Origin of the sequence: Methanobrevibacter acididurans (assembly GCF_046197875.1) — an archaeon.
GTDB lineage: Archaea > Methanobacteriota > Methanobacteria > Methanobacteriales > Methanobacteriaceae > Methanobrevibacter_A > Methanobrevibacter_A acididurans.
In genome coordinates this window covers 39,325-65,054 of record NZ_CP166991.1, presented here as the reverse complement: position 1 = coordinate 65,054, position 25,730 = coordinate 39,325, and the positions used below count along the sequence as shown (strand labels likewise).

At 28.1% G+C, this 25,730-nt stretch carries 25 protein-coding genes and 1 tRNA gene; 13 read left to right on the top strand and 13 right to left on the bottom strand.

The features are described 5' to 3' along the window. The first annotated feature begins 19 nt into the window (after positions 1-19). A complete protein-coding gene (gene cobT / locus ACA135_RS00315; RefSeq protein ID WP_409198338.1) occupies positions 20-1,105 on the top strand; it encodes a nicotinate mononucleotide-dependent phosphoribosyltransferase CobT in 1,086 nt (361 codons plus the stop codon). Between the two features lie 55 nt (positions 1,106-1,160). Here the strand turns inward: cobT and ACA135_RS00310 are convergent, their stop codons facing one another. Continuing rightward, positions 1,161-1,361 (bottom strand): LSM domain-containing protein, encoded by a 201-nt coding sequence (locus ACA135_RS00310; protein WP_409198337.1) that lies wholly within the window; start codon positions 1,359-1,361, stop codon positions 1,161-1,163. Between the two features lie 168 nt (positions 1,362-1,529). Here ACA135_RS00310 and ACA135_RS00305 point away from each other — a divergent pair, with 168 nt between their 5' ends. Beyond that, entirely contained in the window at positions 1,530-1,676 is a 147-nt protein-coding gene (locus tag ACA135_RS00305) for a hypothetical protein (protein ID WP_409198336.1), read from the top strand. A gap of 59 nt (positions 1,677-1,735) precedes the next feature. On the opposite strand, the gene surE is transcribed toward ACA135_RS00305, so the two are convergent. Next, positions 1,736-2,506, bottom strand: a complete 771-nt coding sequence (surE, locus tag ACA135_RS00300) for a 5'/3'-nucleotidase SurE (RefSeq protein WP_409198335.1) — start codon at positions 2,504-2,506, stop codon at positions 1,736-1,738. Between the two features lie 170 nt (positions 2,507-2,676). Here surE and ACA135_RS00295 point away from each other — a divergent pair, with 170 nt between their 5' ends. Further along, positions 2,677-3,684 carry a restriction endonuclease gene (locus tag ACA135_RS00295; RefSeq protein ID WP_409198334.1) on the top strand — a complete coding sequence of 336 codons (1,008 nt, stop codon included), beginning with the start codon at positions 2,677-2,679 and terminating at the stop codon, positions 3,682-3,684. A gap of 157 nt (positions 3,685-3,841) precedes the next feature. Here ACA135_RS00295 and ACA135_RS00290 read toward each other — a convergent pair. Then, positions 3,842-3,913, bottom strand: a tRNA-Val gene (locus tag ACA135_RS00290). Between the two features lie 226 nt (positions 3,914-4,139). Between ACA135_RS00290 and ACA135_RS00285 the strand changes: the two genes are divergently transcribed. Both ACA135_RS00285 and ACA135_RS00280 read left to right on the top strand, forming a co-directional pair. Continuing rightward, complete coding sequence (locus tag ACA135_RS00285; RefSeq protein ID WP_409198333.1) at positions 4,140-5,063, top strand: branched-chain amino acid transaminase; 924 nt, start codon at positions 4,140-4,142, stop codon at positions 5,061-5,063. Positions 5,064-5,089: 26 nt separating this feature from the next. Continuing rightward, positions 5,090-5,920, top strand: coding sequence for an undecaprenyl-diphosphate phosphatase (locus ACA135_RS00280; protein ID WP_409198169.1), 831 nt, complete (start codon positions 5,090-5,092; stop codon positions 5,918-5,920). A 36-nt stretch (positions 5,921-5,956) separates the two neighbouring features. Here ACA135_RS00280 and ACA135_RS00275 read toward each other — a convergent pair whose 3' ends face one another. The 5 genes from ACA135_RS00275 to ACA135_RS00255 form a co-directional block, all read right to left on the bottom strand. Continuing rightward, complete coding sequence (locus ACA135_RS00275) at positions 5,957-6,961, bottom strand: methanogenesis marker 12 protein (RefSeq protein WP_409198332.1); 1,005 nt, start codon at positions 6,959-6,961, stop codon at positions 5,957-5,959. A 191-nt stretch (positions 6,962-7,152) separates the two neighbouring features. Further along, a complete protein-coding gene (gene ilvC, locus ACA135_RS00270; protein WP_409198331.1) occupies positions 7,153-8,148 on the bottom strand; it encodes a ketol-acid reductoisomerase in 996 nt (331 codons plus the stop codon). Between the two features lie 202 nt (positions 8,149-8,350). Further along, on the bottom strand, positions 8,351-8,875 hold the full coding sequence (locus tag ACA135_RS00265) for a beta-class carbonic anhydrase (protein ID WP_409198330.1): 525 nt from the start codon (positions 8,873-8,875) through the stop codon (positions 8,351-8,353). A 43-nt stretch (positions 8,876-8,918) separates the two neighbouring features. After that, positions 8,919-9,425 (bottom strand): acetolactate synthase small subunit, encoded by a 507-nt coding sequence (gene ilvN / locus ACA135_RS00260; RefSeq protein ID WP_409198329.1) that lies wholly within the window; start codon positions 9,423-9,425, stop codon positions 8,919-8,921. Continuing rightward, a complete protein-coding gene (locus ACA135_RS00255) occupies positions 9,426-11,135 on the bottom strand; it encodes an acetolactate synthase large subunit (protein WP_409198328.1) in 1,710 nt (569 codons plus the stop codon). Positions 11,136-11,333: 198 nt separating this feature from the next. Between ACA135_RS00255 and purD the strand changes: the two genes are divergently transcribed. The 4 genes from purD to ACA135_RS00235 all read left to right on the top strand — a co-directional run bounded on the left by purD (position 11,334) and on the right by ACA135_RS00235 (position 15,896). Then, positions 11,334-12,647: a phosphoribosylamine--glycine ligase gene (gene purD, locus ACA135_RS00250; protein ID WP_409198327.1), complete on the top strand. Its 1,314-nt coding sequence runs from the start codon at positions 11,334-11,336 to the stop codon at positions 12,645-12,647. A 188-nt stretch (positions 12,648-12,835) separates the two neighbouring features. After that, on the top strand, positions 12,836-13,738 hold the full coding sequence (gene argF / locus ACA135_RS00245) for an ornithine carbamoyltransferase (protein ID WP_409198326.1): 903 nt from the start codon (positions 12,836-12,838) through the stop codon (positions 13,736-13,738). A gap of 206 nt (positions 13,739-13,944) precedes the next feature. Beyond that, the gene (locus ACA135_RS00240; protein ID WP_409198325.1) at positions 13,945-14,373 is read left to right on the top strand and encodes a universal stress protein; all 429 of its coding nucleotides are present in this window, start codon (positions 13,945-13,947) and stop codon (positions 14,371-14,373) included. 83 nt (positions 14,374-14,456) lie between these two features. Beyond that, a complete protein-coding gene (locus ACA135_RS00235; protein WP_409198324.1) occupies positions 14,457-15,896 on the top strand; it encodes a B12-binding domain-containing radical SAM protein in 1,440 nt (479 codons plus the stop codon). 75 nt (positions 15,897-15,971) lie between these two features. Here the strand turns inward: ACA135_RS00235 and argS are convergent, their stop codons facing one another. The 5 genes from argS to hcp form a co-directional block, all read right to left on the bottom strand. Continuing rightward, positions 15,972-17,681 (bottom strand): arginine--tRNA ligase, encoded by a 1,710-nt coding sequence (gene argS / locus ACA135_RS00230; protein ID WP_409198323.1) that lies wholly within the window; start codon positions 17,679-17,681, stop codon positions 15,972-15,974. A gap of 157 nt (positions 17,682-17,838) precedes the next feature. Next, the gene (locus tag ACA135_RS00225; protein WP_409198322.1) at positions 17,839-18,261 is read right to left on the bottom strand and encodes a signal peptidase I; all 423 of its coding nucleotides are present in this window, start codon (positions 18,259-18,261) and stop codon (positions 17,839-17,841) included. A gap of 87 nt (positions 18,262-18,348) precedes the next feature. Further along, positions 18,349-20,004, bottom strand: a complete 1,656-nt coding sequence (gene ilvD, locus ACA135_RS00220) for a dihydroxy-acid dehydratase (protein ID WP_409198321.1) — start codon at positions 20,002-20,004, stop codon at positions 18,349-18,351. A 172-nt stretch (positions 20,005-20,176) separates the two neighbouring features. Beyond that, complete coding sequence (locus tag ACA135_RS00215) at positions 20,177-20,503, bottom strand: cupin domain-containing protein (protein WP_409198320.1); 327 nt, start codon at positions 20,501-20,503, stop codon at positions 20,177-20,179. Positions 20,504-20,541: 38 nt separating this feature from the next. Further along, positions 20,542-21,846, bottom strand: a complete 1,305-nt coding sequence (gene hcp / locus ACA135_RS00210) for a hydroxylamine reductase (protein WP_409198319.1) — start codon at positions 21,844-21,846, stop codon at positions 20,542-20,544. Positions 21,847-21,997: 151 nt separating this feature from the next. Between hcp and ACA135_RS00205 the strand changes: the two genes are divergently transcribed. From ACA135_RS00205 to ACA135_RS00190, 4 genes are all read left to right on the top strand, one after another. Further along, on the top strand, positions 21,998-22,765 hold the full coding sequence (locus tag ACA135_RS00205) for a TrmB family transcriptional regulator (RefSeq protein ID WP_409198318.1): 768 nt from the start codon (positions 21,998-22,000) through the stop codon (positions 22,763-22,765). Positions 22,766-22,808: 43 nt separating this feature from the next. Next, positions 22,809-23,267 (top strand): ribonuclease domain-containing protein, encoded by a 459-nt coding sequence (locus ACA135_RS00200; RefSeq protein WP_409198317.1) that lies wholly within the window; start codon positions 22,809-22,811, stop codon positions 23,265-23,267. A gap of 14 nt (positions 23,268-23,281) precedes the next feature. Beyond that, entirely contained in the window at positions 23,282-23,524 is a 243-nt protein-coding gene (locus ACA135_RS00195; protein ID WP_409198316.1) for a barstar family protein, read from the top strand. 174 nt (positions 23,525-23,698) lie between these two features. Beyond that, positions 23,699-25,534 (top strand): threonine--tRNA ligase, encoded by a 1,836-nt coding sequence (locus ACA135_RS00190; RefSeq protein ID WP_409198315.1) that lies wholly within the window; start codon positions 23,699-23,701, stop codon positions 25,532-25,534. Positions 25,535-25,730: the final 196 nt, after the last annotated feature.

The following is a 25,730-nucleotide window of genomic DNA, read 5'->3' as shown; positions in this document are numbered from 1 at the left end:
AAAAAGGAGTGTAAAAAAATTGACTGAAGGATTAAAAATTTATGGCTCAGATAATTTAATTAAAAAAATAGAAAATAAAAGAAATTGTGTATTTGTCTGCACTATAGGAACAACAGAAACATCTAAAATTGAAGGAATAAGTGGTGCAGGTGCAAGTCCAGAAAAAACCAAATACACACCTGCTGCAGATGCAGAATTAATAACAATTGGAGAAGTAAAATGTACAAATGATATGGCTGAAACCGTAGTAGATGGAAATTCAGCACCTACTCCAGCAATCATAACAAAAGCTTCTTTAAATTTAAGTAAAATACCATTAATAATAATTAATGCTGGTTGTGAAATAAAACCTGTTATTCAAACAACAGAAGTTGGAGAAGAAGGAGGTAAAGACATAAGAACTGGTCATGCAGTAGAAAATGCAGAAGAAATTTACTATAATTCTATAGAATTAGGAATGGATTTTGCTGAACTTCATGATTATATAACAATTGGTGAAAGTATACCTGGAGGAACAACAACTGCCTTAGGAGTTTTAAAAGCATTAGGATATGATGCAAACTTTAAAGTAAGTGGAAGCACACCAACAAATCCACATAATCTAAAAATAGAAACTGTCAACGAAGGACTTAAAAATGCAGGAATTGATCCAGAAAGTGATGATCCAGAAACCGATATACTATCCCCATTTGATGCAATAAAAGCAGTTGGAGACCCAACAATACCAGCAATGGCTGGAATGGTTATGGGAAGCAATAAACCTGTTATTTTAGCAGGGGGAACCCAAATGTGTGCTGTATGCGCATTAATTAAAACAATAGACCCTGACTTTGATTTTTCAAGAATAGCACTTGCAACTACTGTTTATGTTGCAGAAGATGAAACAGCAGACTTATTTAACATTTTAAAACAAATCGATGAAAATATTCCAGTTTATGTAGTGGACCCAGGATTTGAAAAAACCAATCATGATGGATTAAAAAATTATTTAAAAGGATTCGTTAAAGAAGGTGCTGGTGCTGGAGGTTCAATGTTTTTAGCACTTACCCATGGACATGATGTTGAAGAATTAAGAAATGCTATAGTAAAAGAATGTGAAAATTAATTAAAATTAAAAATTAAATTTAATTCATCAAAATAATATGATGAATTTAAATTAATTATTTTTTTACAGATATAAAAGCTATTTTTCCACCTTTAATTACATTTAAATTTCCTTCAGATTCTAAAACAGTATTTAAAAAGTTATCAATACTGATTATTTTACCTTCTATTTCTTCCCAATTTTTTAAACCAATTAAAACATTTTTACCTTTAAAATCAGAAAATTGTTTACTTACTTGAAAACTATCATCATTCATTTATTTTATTCTCCTAAAATAGTATTTTTTATAATATTATTAAGCTTATTATATAAATTTATTTACATTTTACTAAGTAAAAAAATTAATGTTAGTAATAACACCAACCAATTAATATATAAGATAGTTTTTTTAAATATATAAATAATAAAAAATAGGAGGAAAATAATGCCAGTTAATCAATTAGAAACAACATTACAAGCAATAACAACTACATTAGCCAAGTTAGAAAAAGATGGATGTACTGATGAAGCTAGATTAGAAGGTTTAAAAAAAGAAAGAGATAAAATTTTAAAAGAATTAAATATTAAATAATAAAATCTTATATTTTATTTTAAAAAATTTATTCACTTTTTATTATTAAATTTAAAGTTTCACCAATCTTCTAAAGATTTTAAATCCGCCGTACAGTCTATTTTTAAAGGAGTTAATGTAGGAACATTTAAAACCTTTAAAGTATAACCATCAGTCCCTTCTTCTTCACCTTGATAAGGCAATCCATCAATCCAATAATAAGGTTTTCCTCTAGGATCAGATCTAACATCAATTTCAGGTACATACATCCTTTCACCTAAACGAGTTAAAAGTATTTCCTCACTAGAAGGTTTTGATGGAACATTTAAATTCAACAAATCAATACCTTTAGGCAAACCTTTTTTTAAAACTTTTTCAGAAACTTCATATAAAAGTTTTTCAGTTATTGAATAATCTAATTCTACATTACGTTCAAATTTCATAGTCCCGGATAAAACTTCCTGTGAAACAGCAATAGATGGAACACCTAAAGCAGCAGCTTCCATAGCAGCACCAATAGTTCCAGAAGTAGTAAGTTCTCCTTTACCAGTATTATGTCCAACATTTATTCCAGAAATAACCAAATCAGGTTTTTCATCTAATAATTCAAAAATACCTAATGTTATAGCATCAGTAGGAGTTCCTGAAACGGAATAAGCTGGAGTACCATCACTTAAATTTAAAGAGTTAATTCTTAAGGGTTCAAAAAGAGTTAAAGCACGACCTATCCCACTTTGTTGATTAGACGGAGCTACAATTGTAACATCACCTAAATCTTCAACAGCATGTTTTGCAGCTAAAATCCCTGAGGCATAAACACCATCATCATTACTAATTAAAATATTTGTCATAATATAAAGTTATACTCTTACTAATAAGTATTTTTGTAATATTAAAAATTGAAAAAAATATATTTTATATATCAAAAAAGGCAAAGTAATAATTAAATATTTATTATTTTAAAAATTATTTTTTAAAGATAATATTTTTTTTAAAAATTTAAATAGAGCTAGGTGAAATCGTGGAAAAGCCACAATTGATAAATTTTATTGCTAAAGTTATGGAAGACTCCGGTTTTAAAGTATATAAAAATTTTAAAACCACTAAACAAATTGTTGATATATATGCTGTACTTCCAAGTTCCATGGGTGACATTGGAGTAGTTGTAGCTTGTAAAAACTATGAAAAAGAATTTGAAGTAGGGACAGATATTTTAAGACAAATGGAAGAAGTTAGTGACATACTTAAAGCATCAAAAATTACTATAGTAACAAGCAGTAGTTTTTCAAAACAAGCAGTAAATTATGCCAAAAAAAGAAATATTAAACTCGTTGACAGAAATAAATTAACAGCTTTAGCTCAAAAATATTCAGAAAAAGACCATACTAAAAACCTAAATAATTTGATTACTAAACAAACAAACGAAGATGAAATTTTTGATAATCCAACAACTTATGATAATGGTGAACCTTTATTAGATACAGATTACGATAATTCCACTATAGAAACTGTTAAAGATGACAGCACCCCATTATCTTATGAAGATGAAGCAACAGTGAACGAATTTTTAAATAATGATAATTTTGGTCAAGAAGACAATGTAACTCCAAAACATAGTTTGTTTAAAGGAAATACAAATAGGAATGATTCTCCAAATTTTAAATCATTATTTAGTAATGCAAAATCTAGTAGAAGATCTAGTGGAAAATCTAGTAATAGATTTAATTTTAATTCAGATAAACCTAAAAAAGAGGGTCCTTCTACAATAGATAAATTAAAACCTATATGGAGTAACACACTCTTCTTAATTGTTGTAGTTGTATTATTATCTTATATAATATCATATGTTTTAATAAGTTTAACCAACATACCGGGAGGTATAGCTGGAGTTGTAGAATTATTAGTAGCATTAGCCTTATCTTATGGTCTTATACTATTTGTAGATAGAGATGGAGCTCAAATATTAGTTAAAGGAACTGTTATATTCTTTATTTCATTAATTATTTTAATGTTACTCGTAATATTATAAATAAAAAATTAAATATAATCCTTTTTTTTCAAAATTAAATTTTTTTTCTTTTAAATTTTTAAAAAATATCAAAAAATAAGCTTATTTTATAAAAAAATTTTGTTACAACTAACAATGATTTAAAAATATAATAAAAATAGTAATAAAAGTATAAAAGTGGTTCCGACGAGATTTGAACTCGTGATCCCCTCCTTGTAAGGGAGGTATCATACCCCTAGACCACGGAACCATACAACACCAATACTTTATCTAACATACTATATAAAGGTTACTATTATGGAGTAAAAAATCATGAAAAAACAGAGAAAAAACAAAACCCACCAAAAAAAATTTAGAAAAAAACAGAGAAAAAACAAATAATAAAATAAATGAATAGTAATCTATTTAATAATTGAATAATATAAATCATAATGATAATTCTTAAAATTACAAAATAATAAATTAAAGGTGAAAAAATGGCATGGGACGATAAAAATTTAAAAATATGGATGGACGGCGAATTAGTAGATTGGAAAGATGCAAAAATTCACGTATTATCACATGTTGTTCACTACGGATCTGCAGTATTTGAAGGAATAAGATGTTATAATAATAAAAAAGGATCAGCAGTTTTCAGATTAAACGATCATGTGAAAAGATTATTTAATTCAGCAAAAATTTACAAAATGCCAATCCCATACACTCAAGAAGAAATTGCAAATGCAATCAAAGATACAATAAAAATAAACAATTTAAAATCTTGTTATGTTCGACCTATAACATATAGAGGATATGGAGAACTAGGAGTATCACCTTTAAACTGCCCAGTTAACACCACAATAGCAGTTTGGGAATGGGGATCTTACTTAGGTGAAGAAGGTATGAAAAATGGAGTAAATGTTGGCGTATCTTCATGGAGAAAACCAGCACCTGACACATTACCAACATTAGCTAAAGCAGCAGCAAATTATATGAACTCCCAACTAGCTAAAATAGAAGCTACAGAAAATGGCTTTGATGAATGTATACAACTTGATTATGCTGGACATATCGGAGAAGGTAGTGGGGAAAATATTTTCTTAGTAAAAGATAACACATTATACACTCCAACATTATCATCCTCAGTATTAGATGGAATCACAAGAGCTAGTATAATGCAAATATCCAAAGATTTAGGTTATGATGTTATAGAAAGACCATTACCAAGAGAAGATTTATACTTAGCAGACGAAGTATTCTTCACAGGATCAGCTGCAGAAGTCACACCTATACGATCCATAGATGGAAGACAAGTTGGAATCGGAAGTAGAGGACCTGTAACTGAAGAAATCCAAAGTAAATTCTTTGAAATAGTTGAAGGAAAAACAGAAGATAAATACAACTGGTTAAATTATATATAATAAAATAATTTTTGATGTGATTTTTTATGGATATTATACAAGCAATTATTATTGGTTTGGTTCAGGGTTTAACTGAATTTCTCCCAGTGAGTAGTTCAGCCCATCTTGTTTTCATTCAACATTTACTAGGACTTACAGATTCCAGTATTGCTTTTGATGTATTATTACATGTAGGTACTCTTGTTGCTGTTGTTGTGTACTTTTTTAAAGATATTTGTTTAATGATTTATGCATTTTTCCTAAGTTTGAAAGATTTATTTACTGGAAAATTCATGAAAGGAGTTAAGGAAGAACCTTATAAAAAGCTAGCATGGCTTGTTATTATTGCAACAATACCTGTAGGAGTGGTGGGATTATTATTTAATGATGCAGTAACCGCATTATTCACAGGAATAACAATACCAGCATTCTTTTTATTAATAACTGGAGTGTTATTATATGTTTCACAAAGAATGAATACTGGAAAAATAGATGAATCTAATATTGGATTGAAAGAATCCATAATAATGGGTTGTGGACAAGCAATAGCAGTCATGCCAGGATTATCCAGATCAGGAACCACTATAGCTGCAGGATTATTCTCAGGTTTAGATAAAGAATTTGCAGCAAAATTCAGTTTCATACTATCAATACCAGCAATACTTGGAGCAGCAGTAGTGCAATTAAAAGACCTACCAGCAATGGATGCAAACATAGGAGCATACATAGCAGGATTTATAGTAGCAGCAATATCAGGATACCTAGCAATCAAATTCTTACTCAAAATCATACAAGAAAAAAGCCTAGATGTATTCGCATACTACTGTTGGATAGTAGGAATAATAGTACTAATAGGAAGCCTAGCACTAGGATGGTAAAACTAATAAAAATTAAAAAAAATAGAGTATTGAAGTTTAATAATCAACTTCAATACCTAAAATATCTTTTTTTCCATTAAAAACATCAAGAGCTATTTGTGCAGCACCAATAGCACCTGAATCCACACCAATAACTTTAATATCATACTGATTTTTTAAATATTTATTCAATTTATCTTCAAAATCAAAAGGGTTTTTCATTGAACCTAAAGAACCAGTTAATACAATACCATCAATCTTATTTTCACTTACACCAATAAGACCAAAAATTTCCATAGCTATAGTCATAACCATTGTATCCACTGCTAATATTGCTGAATCATCATGATTATTATATTTATCTAAAAGGTCCCCTTTCATATACTCAACTTTATCATCAATACCAGCTATTTTTATAGCTCCCGCATGAGAAAAACATTCATTAGCAGAACGTTTACCTTCATCAATATCCCTAATCATTTCTAAATCAATAGGACCATGAACAAAACCCATAGCCCCCAGACAAGCATCAATAGCACCAATAATTTTTCCATTTTCAACAAGAATATTTACACTATTTGAACTTAAATCTCCAACAATCATATTATCCCAATGAGTATTTAAAAAAGAATTATAAACTATACTAACTTTTTCAGGACTTGCTTGATGAGAATATGCTGCTTTAAATAATGGATTTAAAGATGATGAATTTTTATGTAAACCTGGAATCATAATAATGGGAATATTAGAATTTTCTATTTCAGAGAATACTGAAGTCCCACCACCAGTAACTTTACCTGCACCATTAATAGAAATAATACCTCTATCTTTTACTTTATCTATAGGTAATATCTTATCAAAACCATCACCCATAGCATAAGTAATAGCCATTAATTCAATAGCCTCTAAATCAATTCTTTTAGATAATTCATTTAATGCTTTAACTTTACCTGCTTTACTATCTTCACGAGAAATTTTAAACACATCTAATACTTTACCATCAGAATCTAAAATAGCAAAAGATATTCCTGTTGTTCCGTGATCCATTCCTACAAATACCATAATTTTTACCTTTAATTAAGAAAAAACTAAAAAGTTTCCACTTTTAATTTAATAATAAATAAACTATGTAAATAAGTATTATAAAAAAATTTGTATATTAATAATTTAAAAAAAAAAATGTAAAAAAAGAGAAATAACTAAGATTAGTTATTTTAAAATAATATTAAAAAAAGTGATAATGAATTTAAAATTTATTCATCATCATCTTGAAGGCCACAAGCTTTTCTTAATCTTGTACCAACAATTTCAATATCTAATTTTTGAGATGCAGCTCTCATTTCCTTTAAATTAGCAGCATCAGTTGCATTTTCAGCAGCAAAATCATCTTTGAAGGTTCCATCTTGAATATCACTTAAGACTTTTTTCATTCCTTCTTTAGCTTCATCAGTGATAACTTGAGGTCCTTTAGTTAATCCACCATATTCTGCAGTGTTACTAACATCTTTCCACATTCCAGCAAAACCTTTTTTATAAATTATATCTACAATAAGTTTTACTTCATGGCATGTTTCAAAGTATGCTATTTCAGGTTGATATCCAGCTTCAACTAATGTTTGGAATCCAGCATTAATTAATTCAGTTAATCCTCCACAAAGAACAGCTTGTTCACCGAATAAATCAGTTTCTGTTTCTTCTTTGAAAGTAGTTTCAATAACTCCAGCTTTAGTAAATCCACAAGCTTTTGCCATACCTAAAGCTATTTGTAATGCATCACCAGTAGCATCTTGTTCTACTGCAACAAGACCTGGAATTCCGAAACCTTGTAAGTAAGTTTCTCTTACCATAGAACCTGGTCCTTTTGGAGCATACATTATAACATTAACATCTTCAGGAGGTTCAATTAAATCAAAATGAACATTATATCCATGAGAACATGCTAAAGTGTTTCCAGTTTCAACATATGGTTTTATGTGTTTTTCATAAACATCTGCTTGAATTTCATCAGGTAATAATATATGGATAATATCTGCTTCTTTTGCAGCTTCATCAAAAGTTTTAACAGTCATACCATCATCTTTAGCTATTTGCCAAGATTTTCCTCCTTCTCTTAAACCAATAATGACATTACATCCACTATCAGCTAAGTTTCTAGATTGTGCTCTACCTTGACTACCATAACCCATTACAGCAATAGTTTTTCCTGCAAGAGCATCATTATCTACATCTTTGTCATAGTACATTTTCATCGTTTAAAGTCTCCTATTAAATTATTTAAGTAAAAAACCAGCAATTAATCATTAATTATAAAAAAAGGTTATTGTTGGAATAAAAATTATAACAATTAAATATTGTGTTTAATAACATATAAATTCTTTTATAAGAAAAAGTTCAAAAGTCAATTAAAAATTGAATAGATTTAAAAAAATAAAAAAAGTAAAAAAATTAAATTTAACCTTTAACTAAAACTTTTAATTCACCAGTTACAATATCAACTATTAAACCATGAACAATAATTCCATCAGCAATTAAAGGATGTTCTTTAATTTTTTTCACTGTTTCAATAACATTGATTTCTTCATCTTCAATAGACCCAATCCATTTACTTAAATCAACTTTATTGATTTCTTCTTCAGGTACACCTTTTTCAATCATTGAAGATTTAATCTTATCCACATTAGCATTTTTCATACCACAATTAGTATGTCCAATAACCATAACTTCTTCACAACCTAAAGAGTAAACAGCTGCTGCAACAGATCTTATAACATCTTCACCAACAATAGTATTACCTGCATTTCTAATAATTTTTGCATCCTCTCTATCAATACCTAAAGCAGGTTCTAAAAAATTAGTTAGACGAGTATCCATACAAGTTACAATACATAGATTCATTTTAGGCAAATGACCTAATTCTTCACCTTCAAAATTTTCTACAAAATTTTGATTATTTTCTAATACTTTATCAATTATCATATTATATACCTCAAAAATTTAATTAATGAAATATAAAAATTAATTAATAATTTCCACGAGCCATAGCAGTAGAACCAGTTCTAGCAATCTTTTTAATACCATGAGATTTAAGTAAATTAATTAAAGCATTAATTTTACCAACATCACCAGTTACTTCTATAATTAAACTATTATCACAAATATCAATAACTTTAGCTCTGAAAATATTTACATACTGCATAATTTCTAATTTAGATTTTTCATCCTCAGATTTAACTTTAATCAAACATAATTCTCTAGAAACAGAATGATTATGTTCTAAATCTTTAACTTTTACAACATCAACAAGTTTATTTAATTGTTTAATTACTTGTTCCAAAACTTTATAATCCCCTTTAACAATTATAACCATACGAGAAAGATTAGGAACTTCAGAACGACCTACAGTGATACTTTCAATATTGAAACCTCTTCTTGTAAATAAACTTGAAACTTTTTGTAAAACACCCGGTTTATCTTCAACTAATGTACTAATTATATGAAATTGATTACTATCATCATAATCATTCATTTAATCACCACCATTATTACAAACATCACATTCATGCTTAAATTCACCAAGAATATCATCAACAGCAGCACCAGGAGGAACCATTGGTAAAAATTCATCTTTTTTAATAACAATATCTAAAACAATAGATTCATTATCTTTAATTGCTTTACTTACAGCTTTACCTGTTTCTTCAGTATCAGTTATTCTTTGACCAGCAACACCATAACTTTCTGCTAACTTAACAAAGTCAGGAGTATTACCCATATCAGTTTCAGATAAACGTTGATCATACAAAAGATTTTGCCATTGATAAACCATTCCCAATTTACGATTATTTAGTATTGCAACTATAACTGGAATATCATACTCTTTAATAGTAGCTAATTCCTGATTAACCATTAAAAATCCCCCATCACCAACAATGGAAAGTACAGGATTATCTGGCATTGCAACTTTAGCACCAATAGCAGCAGGAAAACCGAAACCCATAGTCCCCAAACCACCAGAAGTAATAAATGTTCTAGGTTTAGTTGAATCATAAAAATGTGCAGCCCACATTTGATTTAAACCAACATCAGCAGTAAGTATAGTATCTGGTGTAACAGAAGCATTAATCTCTTTAAAAATTTCTTGAGGCATTAAAGGAGTACTATTATAAGATACTCTAGGAATGAAAGAATTTTTACATTCTAATATATTATTAAACCAATTCATAGAATCATTATTAGATTTAAATCCAGATAATTCATCTACAATAGAACCTAAAATATTTTTAGCATCACCAACAATTGGAACATCAACATCAACATTTTTACCTATTTCAGCAGGATCAATATCTATATGAATAACTTTAGTATTAGGTATAAATTCATCTAATTTTCCAGTGGTCCTATCAGAAAATCTACACCCAACTGCAATTAAAAGATCACTTTTATTAACAGACAAATTAGATACTTCTCTACCATGCATACCTAACATTCCAAGACAATTATCTTGATCCTCAGGAATAGCACTTTTACCCATTAAAGTAGTCATAACAGGCGCATTAATTAAATTAGATAAAATATCAAGCTCATGAGAAGCTCCAGAAATTATTACCCCACCACCTGCTAAAATCATAGGTTTTTTAGACATTTTAATTAATTCTGCAGCCTTTTTAACTTGTTTGATATTACCCTTAATTGTTGGATTATAACCTGGAGTTGAAATCAAATCATCAACATATTCAGTAATTTCACCTTCTTGAACATTCTTAGGAACATCAATTAAAATTGGTCCAGGTCTACCAGTACTAGCAATTTCAAAACTAGATTTAATAATAGAAGGTATTTCATTAGCAGATTTAGCTTGATAACTATGTTTAGTTACAGGCATTGTAATACCAACAATATCAGCCTCCTGAAAAGCATCATTACCAATTAAATGAACTGGAACTTGACCAGTAATAGCAATAAGTGGAGTTGAATCCATAAACGCATCAGCAATTCCAGTAACTAAATTAGTAGCCCCAGGTCCAGAAGTAGCAACACAAACTCCAACTTTCCCTGAAGCTCTAGCATAACCTTCTGCAGCATGAACAGCACCTTGTTCATGTCTAACTAAAATATGTTTTAAATCAGAATCATATAACATATCATAAAATGGTATAGTTTGACCACCAGGATACCCAAAAATGGTATCTACTCCTTGTTCCTTCAAAGATTTTATTATGGCTTCTCCGCCTTTCAATTTTATAGCACCTACTTAACTTTCTCTTATTATAAATTATTAATATAAAATTAATTATAATATGTTATTATTGTATTTCAATATTAATATAAATATATTATAAAAAAGTTTTTTAATTAAAAAAATACATAAAAAGAAATATAATTTATTTAAATTTATATACATAATACGAAAAAAAATAATGGAGATTAAAAGAAGATGAAGGTCTTAGTTGTCGGAACTGGAGCAAGAGAACACGCCATTTGTAATGCATTGAAAAATGATGTTGAATTATATGCATATACAGGAAAAATAAATCCTGGAATTTCAAAAATTGCAAATTTTAAACAAGGTTCTGAAGAAGAAATAGAAAAAGTAGCTAAATATGCTAGCGAAAACGGAATAGAAATAGCTGTTATCGGACCAGAAAGTCCATTAGGGAAAGGAATTGTAAATGAACTTGAAAAAAATGGAATTAAATGTGTAGGTCCTAAAAAAGAAGCTGCAAGAATTGAAACTGATAAATCATTCATGCGAAATTTATTTGAAAAATATGAAATTCCTGGTTCATTAACTTATAAAGTATTCGACAACTATGAAGATATTAGTAAGTTTTTAGACAGTTTTGATAAAGATGCCGTAGTTAAACCAGTAGGATTAACTGGAGGTAAAGGAGTAAAAATTGTAGGTGAACATTTAAAAAATAATGATGAAGCAAAAGCTTATGCAAAGGAAGTTATGGACAATGCAATGGGCGGATTTGCTCAAGTTATTATTGAAGAAAGATTAATTGGTGAAGAGTTTACAATACAAGCATTTTGTGATGGAAAACACCTAGCACCAATGCCTGCTGCACAAGATCATCCTCAAGCTCTTGAAGGAGATAAAGGAGATATTACTGGAGGTATGGGTTCATATTCTGATAAAGGAGGATTACTACCATTTTTATCAAAAGAAAATTATGATATTGCAGTAAACATTATGCAACAAACCATTGAAGCAATTGCTAAAGAAACAGAACCATATAAAGGAATTTTATATGGGCAATTCATGTTATGTGCCGATGGACCTAGATTAATAGAGTATAACGCTAGATTCGGAGATCCCGAAGCTATGAATGTTCTTCCATTATTAAAAACTAAAATGATAGATGTATGTAAAGACATTATTAATAATAATTTAAATAAAGTTGAATTTGAAGATAAAGCTAGTGTTTGTAAATATATTGTTCCAGATGGGTACCCAAATACAAAATATAATAATACTAAGATAGATATTAATGAAGAAAAAATTCATGAAATCGGTGCAAATGTATTCTATGCAGCAGTTAATCAAAAAGATGATGGAATCTATTTATCTGGTTCAAGAGCTTTAGGAGTAGTGGCTCAAGGTGAATCAATTTCTGAAGCAGAAAAAAAAGCTGAAAAAGCTTGTGAATTTATAAATGGAAATGTTTATCATAGAAAAGATGTAGGTACAGATACTCTTATTAACAAAAGAGTAAAACATATGCATCAAATTTTAGGAATATAAAAAGTTAATAAGATATTCCTACTCTCCTATTTTTTTTAAAATATTTTATTTTAAACGAAAGTTTTAATTATTAAAAAAATGAAATAGTATAACTTATTATAAAAACATGATAATTTTTTTAACAAATTTATACTAATTAATTAAAAACTTTATTTTGAAAATTATTTTTTTAAACGGGGAAATTTTAAATGAAAAATTTATTATCAATAAAAGATATTGAAAACGAAGTTGTAGACATTTTAAATTTAGCTATTGATTTTAAAGCAGGAAACATAGAGGATAAACCATTAAAAGGGAAATCATTAGCTATGATTTTTCAAAAATCATCTACACGTACTAGAGTGTCTTTTGAAGTTGGTATGTACCAATTAGGAGGACAAGCATTATTCCTTTCTAATAATGATATCCAAATGGGTAGAGGAGAACCTATTGCAGATACAGCTAAAGTTATTAGTAGATATGTAGATGGAATAATGATTAGAGCTATTAATCATAAAGATGTTGTTGAGTTTTCACAAGAAGCCACTGTTCCAATTATTAATGGATTAACTGATATAGAACACCCTTGTCAAGCATTAGCAGATATGTTAACTGTCAAAGAACATTTAGGAAATTTTGATGGAAAATTTGTTTATGTTGGTGATGGGAATAATGTTTGTAATTCATTACTTTTAATTTGTGCTTGTTTAGGAATGGATATTACAGTTGCTTGCCCAATCGGATACCAACCAAATGAAGAAATTATTGAAGAATCATTAAAAATAGCGGATAATTATGGATCCGAAATTAATATAACCTCTGATGTCAAAAATGCTGTAAAAGGTGCAGATGTTATATACACTGATGTTTGGATTAGTATGGGTGATGAGGAAGAAACAGAAAAAAGATTACATGACTTCGCAAATTACCAAGTCAACTCAGAACTCATGGAATTAGCTAATGATAATGCAATATTTATGCATTGTTTACCTGCTATTCGAGGAAGAGAAGTAACAAGTGATGTTATAGACGGACCCCAATCTGTTGTTATAGACGAAGCTGAAAACAGATTACATGCCCAAAAAGCAGTAATGTATTATTTTTTAAAATAAAATAAAATCTTTAAATTCCCCCTTTTTTCACCTAAAATAAATCACTTTAAAAAAAATCTAATTTTAAACTAAAAAAAGTATAAAATTAGAAAAAATTCTTATTCTAAAATTTTAATTTTTAATACAACAATTTTATTTGAAAAAAATCGATAAATTAATAAAAAAATAAAATATATAAAATAATATATAAAAAACTTGGTGGAAAAATGTATCGAAAAATTTTATTACCAACTGATGGTTCAAAAAACGCTGATAAAGAAATAGAAACCGCATTAAATATCATCGACAAAGAAAATGGGGAATTAATATTATTATCTGTTGCAAGTAACATAATAACACTCCAATTATCAAATGAAGATGATATAAGTAATTTAAATAATCTTCTTTCTAAAAATGCTGAAGAAAATGTAGCAAAAATGAAAGAAAAAATTAATGCAAACGTGAAAATAAGTACAAAAGTAGTCACAGGATCCCCAGCAAAATCCATAATAGAAGTAGCTAAAGAAGAAAATGTGGACTTAATTGTTATTGCAAGTTCAGGGAAAAGTGGATTAGATAAATTATTCTTAGGTAGCGTAGCAGAAAATGTAGTTAAAAATGCAAAAAACGATGTATTATTAATCCACAAATTATAAACAAAATAATTATTTATAGTAATATTTATAAAAGGAAAATATTATAAATACTTACTTAATAAAAATATTAAAGACTTGATAAAATGAATGTTACTTTTATAAATCCACCTCATTACAAATCTAAATACAAATTCATTGGAGTTATAGCTCCCCCTCTTGGTATAGGTTATATGGCAGCAATGCTTGAAAGAAATAACATACCAGTAAATATTTTAGACGCTTCTGCATTAGATTTAACATATGAGGAAATAGAACAAGAATTATTAGAAAGAAAACCTGATTTAGTTGCATTAACTGCACTTACACCAACAATAGGAACAGCATTAGAAACTGCTGCAGTAGTGAAAAAAATATTACCTAATACAATTGTAGCTATTGGTGGTTATCATCCTACTTTCACTTACAACGAAATTATAGAAAATCCAAATATAGATATTGTAATTCGAGGAGAAGGGGAAAATACTATAGTAGAATTAGCACAAGCACTTGAAAACAATACTGACTTATCAAACATTGATGGGCTTGTATTTAAAGACAAAAATGATTGTGAAAAAACTATAGTGACCAATGATCGAGAAGTTATCCAAGATTTAGATACATTACCATATCCCGCACTACATTTAATGCCTATGGACAAATATCGTATGTTAGATGTTACAACCCATATGACAACAATGATAACAACAAGAGGATGTCCAAATCAATGCTCATTCTGTTCATCAGCAGCTATGCATGGAAGAAGAATAAGAAGCAGAAGTACAGAAAATATTGTAGATGAAATAGAATATTTAAAAAACAACTATGATATAGACACAATAGCTTTCCTCGATGATACTTTTACATTAAACAAACGTAAAGTAAAAGAGATATGTAACGAAATAATGGCCAGAAATTTAAACATTATGTGGGGTTGTACTGCACGTGTTGATAATTTAGATGAAGAATTATTAGACATAATGAAAGAATCAGGATGTATAACAATATTTTTAGGTGTTGAATCCGCAGATCAACAATCATTAGACGATATGCATAAAGGTACTACAGTAGAAAAAATACAACATGCATTTAAAATATCACGAGAAAATGATATTAGAACAATAGCTTCTGTAGCAATGGGTATGCCTGGAGACACTAAAGAAAGTATTAATAAAACTATAAAATTTGTTCATGACTTAAAACCTAATTATGCAATTTTTAGTTTAGCTACCCCATACCCAGGGACAAGATTTTATAAAGAAGCATTTGAGAAAAATTTAATTAAAGTTAAAGATTGGTCTAAGTATACTTTAATATCTCCAATATTAGAAACAGTAGATTGCTCAATGAAAGATTTAAGAAGATTACAAACTATGGCTTTCATAAAATTTTATTTAAGACCATGTTACATTATTAGTCAAGTCAGACAAGATGGAATGGCCCTTTTAAAAGCAATAGGTGGAGTAATTAAAACAGCAATAAAACCAAGCAATGATTCTTATATGAAAGACTATGAAGAAAATGCAAGTGAAAAACCAACAAAATAAAATATAAAATCTAATAAATAAAAAAAAAATTAATAATTTAAACTAAAAAATTTAAATTATTAAAAAACCTATTTTTTACATCATTTCAGGAGCAGGTACTCCTAATAAATCTAAAGCATTTTTAAGAGTTATTTGAGATTTTTTAACAATGTTTAATCTAACCCCTTCAAATTCAGACCCTAATACTTGTTCAGATTTATAAAATTTATTAAAAGCACTAGATAAATCTTGACAATATTGAGCAATAGGATGCACATGTCTTGAAGAAGCAGAATTCTCAATAACTTCAGGGAACTTAGCTAAATTCCTAATTAAATCTTTCTCTACATCATCAGGTGACCAATTATCTTCAATTGAAAGTTCCTTATCACCAGCTTTTTTAAGTAGTTTACAAGCTCTAGCATGAGCATATTGAATAGAAGCACAACCTCTTTCAAAACTTAAAGCTTCATCCCATTTAAAAGTAATAGGTTTTTCTGGAGATAATCTTGCAATATAAAATCTAATAGCTCCAATACCAATTTCTTCAGAAATATTATTTAACTCTTCATCAGATAAATCTGGACGTCTTTCATCTAACTCTTTTCTAGCTCTTGAAACAGCTTCATCAATTAAATCATCCACAGAAACAAAAATACCCTTTCTTGTAGACATTGAACCATCAGGTAAATTAATAAATTCATAAAATACAACTTCAAGCTCATCACTGTTTGGTTCAACAACTTCTAAAATTTCTAATGCAAGACTAACCTGTTTAAATGCTAATTTATGATCAGCACCAAGAACATCAAGAACAATATCCCCTTGTTGACATTTATGAATATGATAAGCAATATCTCTAGTTGAATATAATGAAGTCCCATTAGCTCTTCTAAGAACTAACTCTTTATCTATATCCCATTCAGTTAAATCAAGGTATAAAACATCACTTTTTCTAGCATAACCTATTTCATATAGTTCATCTGTAATTTTATCAACAGTACCATCTCGTACAAATTGACCTTCCCAAACAAAATCATCATGAATTATATTCATTCTAGATAATGTTTCTTTAACCCCATTAATACATTGAGAAACAACATTTTCAAAAATTTTATTAAGTTCAGCATCATCACCTTTCTCGTATTTTTGAATCAAATCATCAACATTAGAAGTTAATTCCTTATTTTCATTAAGTTTTTGATTAGCTTTGAAATATAATTGACCAATCTTATGATCAATTTTATCTCCTTCTTGATCTTCTATTTTTAAACCTAATTCAGTAATTCCAAATACAATAATAGCTATTTGTCTACCCATATCATTAACATAATATTGAGTTTCGACATCTCGACCAGATTTTTTAAGTACTCTACTTAAAGAATCTCCAATTATAGAATTTCGAATATGTCCCACATGTAATGGGCCATTAGGATTAGCTGAGGTATGTTCTAAAACAATTTTCTCATCTTTATTTGGAAGTTGACCATAATTTTTTTTAATAGATTTTAATAATTCTTTAGAAAAAATATCATAATTAATAAAAAAGTTTAAATAAGGTCCTTTAGCCTCTACTTTATCAAAAATTTTTGGAAATTCAATTTCCTTAACTAAATCTTGAGCAATTAAATTTGGAGACTTTTTTAATATTTTAGCTAATGAAAATGTTAATGTAGTAGCTAAATCTCCTAATTCTGGATTAGGAGGGAATTCTAATTTAATTTCATTATCTGGAATATCATATCCCTTTTTATCAAGCAAATTTTTTAATGATTTAAAAGCTTCATCTTTTACTGCAATATTCATCGTATACACCAAATTAATATATAAAATATAATTTTAATTATTGAATTTTTATAAAAAAATAAAAAAAGTGTGTAAAAGGGAGGAAAAAACTCCCTACAAATAGTCTATAAATTATTTCATTTAATTAACTAGTTATATTAAAATTTTAGAATTAATATCATAATCCTTTTAAAGCAATCGTAATATAACCAATTTTTGGGATAATTAAAGGTTGATCACCAATAGTTACAACCCTCTCTTTTATTCGGGCAGACGTTACCCAATAAGGGTCTGGAACTTTATTATTATCACCTTTTATCTCATAATACGTAGTTCCATTTATTTCGGTAATATTTATTACCCTGTGAATTACAGGACTTGAAAACCAACTAGCATCATAAACAACTATATCTCCAACTTGGACACTGTCTGGATCAAATTCTTGGATACCTAGTAAATCAGTTTTTTGAACTATTACAATATCTCCCCTATAAAAAACAGGTTCCATACTACCAGAAACAACTACGTTCAAGTGTTGAGCAACCATTAATCCAATGATAATGATTACAACATATGCTAGTATTTCTTTTTTATTCGACAATTTAACACCTTATATTTTTTTTATATTTATTATAATATATTAAATTAAGGATTTTAAAAAAAAAGTTAAAAATATAATTATAAGAAATTATCTCATTATAGCTCCTTTATCTGCTGAGGTTACATTTTTTCTATAGATATCTAACCAACCTTTAACTTCTTTTTTAGGTAGTTCAACATCTTTAGATCTTTGTTTAAATTCTTCTTCAGATAATTCAGCATTTAAAGTTCTATTATTAATGTCTATTTCAATTATATCTCCATCTTTTAATAATCCAATAGGCCCATTATCCATTGCTTCAGGTGAAACATGACCTATACAAGGTCCTCTTGTACCTCCAGAAAATCTTCCATCAGTTATTAAACCTACATTATTAAGTCCCATTCCTACAATTGCACTAGTTGGATTAAGCATTTCTCTCATTCCAGGACCACCAATAGGGCCTTCACATCTGATTATAAGGATATCCCCATCATTAACTTTATGCCCAAATATTGCTTCAACACCTTCTTCTTCACTATTATATACTTTTGCAGGACCTTTAATATGCATTAAATCTTCAGGAACAGCACCAGATTTAACAATAGATCCATTAGGTGCAATATTTCCTTTAAGTATTGCTAAACCACCAACACCATGAACTGGATTATCCATAGGATGAATAACTTCTTCATTTTTAACTACAACATCTTTTATATTTTCTCCAACTGTTGTACCTAAACAAGTTAAACAATCTTTATTAATTTTAGGTTCAATATCTTTTAAAACAGCTTGTACCCCTCCAGCATTATGAAGATCTAATATAGTATCTTCTCCTGCAGGAGATAAAAGAGCAATGTGTGGAACTTTTTGACTAATTTCATCAAATAAACTCAAAGTTACATCTACACCTTTATCTGAAAATTCATAAGCAATTGCAGGAATATGAAGAGCAGTATTACTTGAACCACCTAAAGCCATATCTAAAGCAATAGCATTCTCAAAAGCCTCTTGAGTCATAATTTTTGAAGGAATTAAATCTTCCTCAACCATTTCAACTATTCTTTTACCAGTAGCTTTAGCTAACTCTTTTTTATTAGGGTCTAAAGCAAGAGTAGTTCCACAAGTAGGAAGACTCATACCTAAAGTTTCAGTTAAACAAGCCATAGAATTTGCAGTAAATAATCCAGAACAACTTCCTGCTCCAGGACATGCAACTCTTTCAAGTTCATCTAATTCTTCTTCAGTGATTTTACCGGAAGAAAATTCACCAACAGCTTCATAGACAGTAATCAAATCGGCATTTTTACCTTTAAATTTTCCAGGTACCATTGCCCCCCCAGTTAAAGCTATTGTAGGAATATCTAATCTTCCAGCAGCCATTAACATACCAGGAACAACTTTATCACAACTTGGCATTAAAACAAGCCCATCAAAACTATGTCCTTTAACCATACTTTCTACTGTAGCAGCGACTATTTCTCTAGAAGGTAAAGAATATTTCATTCCTTCATGATTCATAGCTATACCATCACATATTGCCATAGTGTTAAATTCAAATGGTATTCCACCGGCTGCACGTATACCTTCTTTAACATATTCAACTAAATCTCTTAAATGAATATGTCCAGGAACTACATCTGTAAAACTATTTGCTATACCAATAAATGGTTTTTTAAAATCTTCATCATTAATACCACATGCTCTGAATAATGATCTATGAGGTGCTCTTTGAACACCCTTTTTTACTTTATCGCTTCTCATAATAAATCACTTTAATTAAAATAATTTTTAAAATTTATTTTTATAATAATTAATTTAAATTTTATAAGATTTATATTATTTTATAAAAAATATAATTTAGATAATTTATAAAAAAAGAATAAAAAAAGATAATATCAAAAAAAGAATAAAAAAATAATTAATTTAATAGATTTTAATTAGATTTAATCATTGTTAAAATCATTTTATATGGTTCATTAACTGCTTGTAAAGCATGAGGTATGTTAGCAGGCATTATAATCATTTGACCTTTTGAAACATTATTTGATTTTCCATCAATAGTTATTTCTGCTTCACCATCAATTATTTGTACCATTGCATCAAAAGGAGCACTATGTTCACTTAAACCTTGTCCTTTATCAAATGCGAATAGTGTTACTGTTCCAAGCTCTTTTTTAATTACTTCCATACTTACTACAGAATCTTTTTGGTAATCAATTAAGTTTTCTATATTAATTGGTTTTGCTTTTAAATCTTCCATTTAATTCACTCCTCTGATTAATTTTAAAATATTAAATTTTAACCCATGATCTTTTTTATATCTTCTTTTGGATCGCCTATTGGAGTTAAATTAAATGTATCAACTAATACTTTAACTATTTCATCATTAGCCCATGCTGGTAAAATTGGACCTATTAACATGTCTTTTTTACCTAAATAGAATAAACTCCATAAAATAGCTGCAGCTTTTTGTTCCATCCAACTTAATACAATAGTGAGAGGTAAATCATTTAATTCAACATTAAATAAGTCACATAATGCTAATGCCACGTCAACAGCTGCAATTGCATCATTACATTGACCCATATCTAATAATCTTGGAATTCCTTCAATATCACCTAATTCTAAATCATTAAATCTATATTTTCCACAACCTAATGTTAAAATTATTGTGTCTTCAGGTAAATTTTCTACAAATTCACGATAATATTTATTCTTAGAGAATGGTGAATCACATCCACCTACTAAAAAGAATCTTTTAATTTTTCCTGCTTCAACTAATTCTTTAATTTTTGGAGCTAAAGATAATATTGTAGATACTCCAAATCCGGTTGATAAAGTAGTTAATTTTTCAGGTTCTAAATCGCCTAATTCTTTTGCTTTTTCAATTAATGGAGTGAAATCATAATTTTCTATTACTGGTACTTCAGGCAATTTTGTAACACCCATTGTAAAGAATCTATCTTTATAATCATCTTTTGGTAGTAAAACACAATTAGATGTAGCTAATATTGCAACATTATATTTTGAAAATATTTTCTTTTGATCATACCATGGACCTCCAAGTTGTCCTTTTAAGTGTTCATATTTTCTTAATCCCGGGTATCCATGAGCTGGTATCATTTCACTATGAGTATATATATTAATACCTGTTCCTTCTGTTTGTTTTAGTAATTCTTCTAAAGCTCTTAAATCATGACCTGTAACTAATATTCCAGGACCTGGTTGAGCTCCTACTTTTACTTCTGCAGGTTCTGGTTCACCATAATGGTCTATGTGAGCTTGTTTAAGTAATTTCATTACTTTTATATTAGCTTCTCCAGCTTTTAATCCCATATTTATTAAATCACCTGCATCAAAATTCACATTTGTTAATGTAGTGTATAATCCTTCTGTTAAAAATTCATCAACATCTTGATCTTTAGCACCTAACTCATTTGCATGGTAATTGTAGGCACTAATACCTTTTAATGCAAAAATAAGATTATCTTGTAATCTAGCAACAGTTGGTGTTTTTCCACAAGCTCCGCGTATAGTACATCCAGTTCCACCCATAGTTTGGGAACATTGATAACAAAACATATCTAATGGTTCATTTGTCATAATTTTTTCCTCCATGAAAAATATTTTTACATATTTTATGCTTAAATCATAATATAACCATAATACATATAAAGATAGTGTAACTTATTAAGGGTAAAAAGTATAATAAGGTATATTATAAAAAAATTTTACTAAAATAAGGGTAATAAAATTGAAAGATAAAACCATCCATTCATTACAAAAACTAGGGTTAAGCATGTACGAAGCTAAAGTATATCAAAGTTTAAATAGGATGATAACCGGAACTCCCCACGAAATAAGCATAGATTCACAAGTTCCTAGATCAAAAGTTTATGACGTGCTAAAAAGATTATACAACAAAGGTTACTTAGATTTAGAAAAAGGAAGACCTTTAAAATATACAGCTATCCCACCAAAAGATATATTCAAAAAAGAAAAAGATAAATTAATCGAAGAATTAAACGAAACAGAAAATAATTTAAACGACACATATGAAAACCAAATTTCACAAGTCCAAGCACCAATGTGGTTAATCAGAAATCAGGAAAAAATAATAAAAAAAGAAATAGAAATAATATCACGATCAAAAAGAACATTAAACATGAGAATAGGTTTTTTATTTGAAAATGAAAAAGAACCATTAGACAATATTTTAAAAAAAATGTCTAAAAACATTAAAATAAATATTTTAGCATCCCCATATTGTTATGTAAATAATAAAAAAACAGACATCATATCAAGTTTAGAAAATCCATACATAAATATTTACAAAGCTAATATACCCTTTGTAAAAATGATAATTAGAGATGGTGAAGAAATGATGCATATATATTCTAAATTTTCTAAAGAAAAGAAAAGTGTTATACCTGATACTTCAATTTGTGTATGGAATCAATACCCAGACATATCTAAAAATTATGATGACAGGTTCTATGAACAAATTAATAAAAAAATATAACTTATAAAAAAATTATTATAATTTATATGAATATTATTTAAAGATGATAAATTTGAAAAAAATAAAGCCAATTATACTAATTTTTTTAATAATAATAATAATTTCTGGATGTATAATCTATACTCAAACCATAAATTCATCAAACAATCAAATATCATCAAATAGTTCTATCCAAATAAATGGACAATACGATCAAGAAAATGATGTTGCTGCATATATTGAAAAATTCGACAAACTACCAGATAATTATATAAGTAAATCAGATGCAAGATATCTTGGATGGCATGGAGGATATTTAGAACCTTATGCCCCTGGAAAGAGTATTGGTGGGGATTATTTCACAAATCGTGAGCGAGTATTACCTCAAGGAAAAGAATACATAGAATGTGATATTGATACAAATGGATCAAAAACTAGAGGAGCTAAAAGAATAATTTATTCACCCGATGGAGATATATATTACACAGATAACCATTATAAAACTTTCACCAAATTAAATTAAAATTGAGGAAAATGATGAAAAAAATAATACTTAACGGAAAACTCATGGAAAACAATCCTCATGAATATATGAAAAAAAGCTTAAATTTTCCAGAATATTATGGTAAAAATTTAGATGCATTATTCGATTGTTTAAGTGAAATAGGTGAAAAAACTGAAATAACCCTCATATATTCCAAAAAAATTAAAAAAACGATTATAACTACTTTTAAAGATGCAGAAAAAGAAAATCCATACTTATCAATCAAAATTGAATAAATAATCTTAAATTATTTATTACAAAAACTATGATTCTAAAAATAATAGATTATTGTTTGATTAAAAAAATAATATTATATAATATAATTTATAAAATTTAGAATATTATATAAATTATAAATAAAATGATTTATTTTTAAATTTTTATTAATTATTACTAAAAAAGGTGATTTAATGCGAGTATTAATTATTCACTCTGATTATTTAAAATATAATGTTAAAAACAAAACCTCAATGGCCGAAGAAATAAGTGAATCTCAAAAAAATGGTTTATTCAATGAATCATTAGTTGTTTTCACTGCAGTTGAAAAAAAAGATGAAATAAATCCTAAAGGAATAGTAAAAAATTTAGTTAAAGAAATAATTAAAACTAATGACCAAGTTAAAGCGGAAAATATTGTTTTATACCCTTATGCTCATTTATCTAATTCCTTAAGTTCACCTGAAACTGCTATAAATATATTAAAAGATACTGAAGAAGCAATTAAAGAAAAAGGATTAGAAGTTAATAGAGTACCTTTCGGATGGTATAAAGCATTTGAAATTTCATGCAAAGGACATCCTTTATCTGAACTTTCAAGAACTATTACTGCAGAAGAGGATGAAGAAGATGAAGAAAAGGATGAAAAAGGTCCAAAATCTAAATTTTATATTATGTATAATGATGAAATCATAGATACAGATAAATTCAATTATGAAAATGAAGATTTAGAAAAATTAACACAATATGAATTAGGTAAAGGTTCAAGTGATGAAGGAGAACCTCCTCATGTTAAAATAATGAGAGAAAAAGAATTGTGTGATTATGAAAGTGCATCCGATGTAGGGAACTTAAAATGGTATCCTAAAGGACGTTTAATACGTGATTTATTATCTGATTACGTTTACAACTTAGTTTTAGATCAAGGTGCAATGCCTATTGAAACTCCTATATTTTATGATTTATCAAACCCTGCAATAAGAGAGCATGCTGCTAAATTTGGAGAAAGACAATATAGAACAAATACTAAAAAAGATTTAATGCTAAGATTTGCTTGTTGTTTCGGAGCATTCAGAGTATTAGGAGACTCATTCTTAACATGGAAAAATTTACCTGCAAAAGTATATGAACTTTCCACATATAGTTTTAGATACGAAAAAAGAGGAGAAGTTGTAGGGCTTAAGAGATTAAGAGCGTTTACAATGCCAGATTTCCATAGTTTTTGTGCAGATATGGACTCTACATTAGAGGAATTCGAGAAACAGACAGAAATGTGTATTCAAACTGGATACGATTTAGATGTTAATTATGAAGTAATATTTAGAGCAACAAAAGAATTTTTCGACCAACACAAAGAATGGATGTTTAAAACAGCAGCAAAAACTGGAAAACCAATGCTTTTAGAAATATTACCAGAAAGAAAACATTATTGGAGTTGTAAAATTGATTTTGCTGCAATTGATTACTTAGGTCGACCAATTGAAAATCCAACAGTACAAATAGATGTTGAAAGTGGTAAAAGATTTGACATTAATTATCTTGGAGAAGATGGTCAAGAACATCACCCAACTATTTTACATTGCAGTCCAACAGGAAGTATAGAAAGAGTCATTTGCAGTTTACTTGAAAAAACCGCCAAAGAAATTAATGAAAAATCTCCAATGTTACCAACATGGTTAGCTCCAACACAAGTAAGAATACTTCCGATTAGTGATAAACATGTTGAATATGCTGATAAATTAGCTGATAAAATATCTGAAAATAATATTAGAGTAGATATAGACAACAGTGAAGATAGAATTGGTAAAAAAATTAGAAATGCTTCTAAAGAATGGATTCCATATATTTTCGTTATTGGAGACAAAGAATTAGAATCAGAAACTTTTTCAGTAACAGTTAGAGAAAGTGGTGAAAAGGTAGATATGAATTTAAATGATTTAATTAATGAAATAAATTCTAAAAATAAAGGATTACCATATAGAAGATTACCTCTCCAACGTTACGTAAATAATAGAATTAGATTCAACTAATCAAAAAATTTAAAATTTAAATTAATAGCTAAATATATTTTTAGCTATTTTAACACTATTTTTTTATATTTAAAGAAATTAAAAAACTTATTTTCAAAAAAATTTATTATTTGAAAAATATTATATATTACATTAATTCATAAATTAATATAGTATAAACATACTCATAGAAATTTTATAATTTTATCTATTTAAA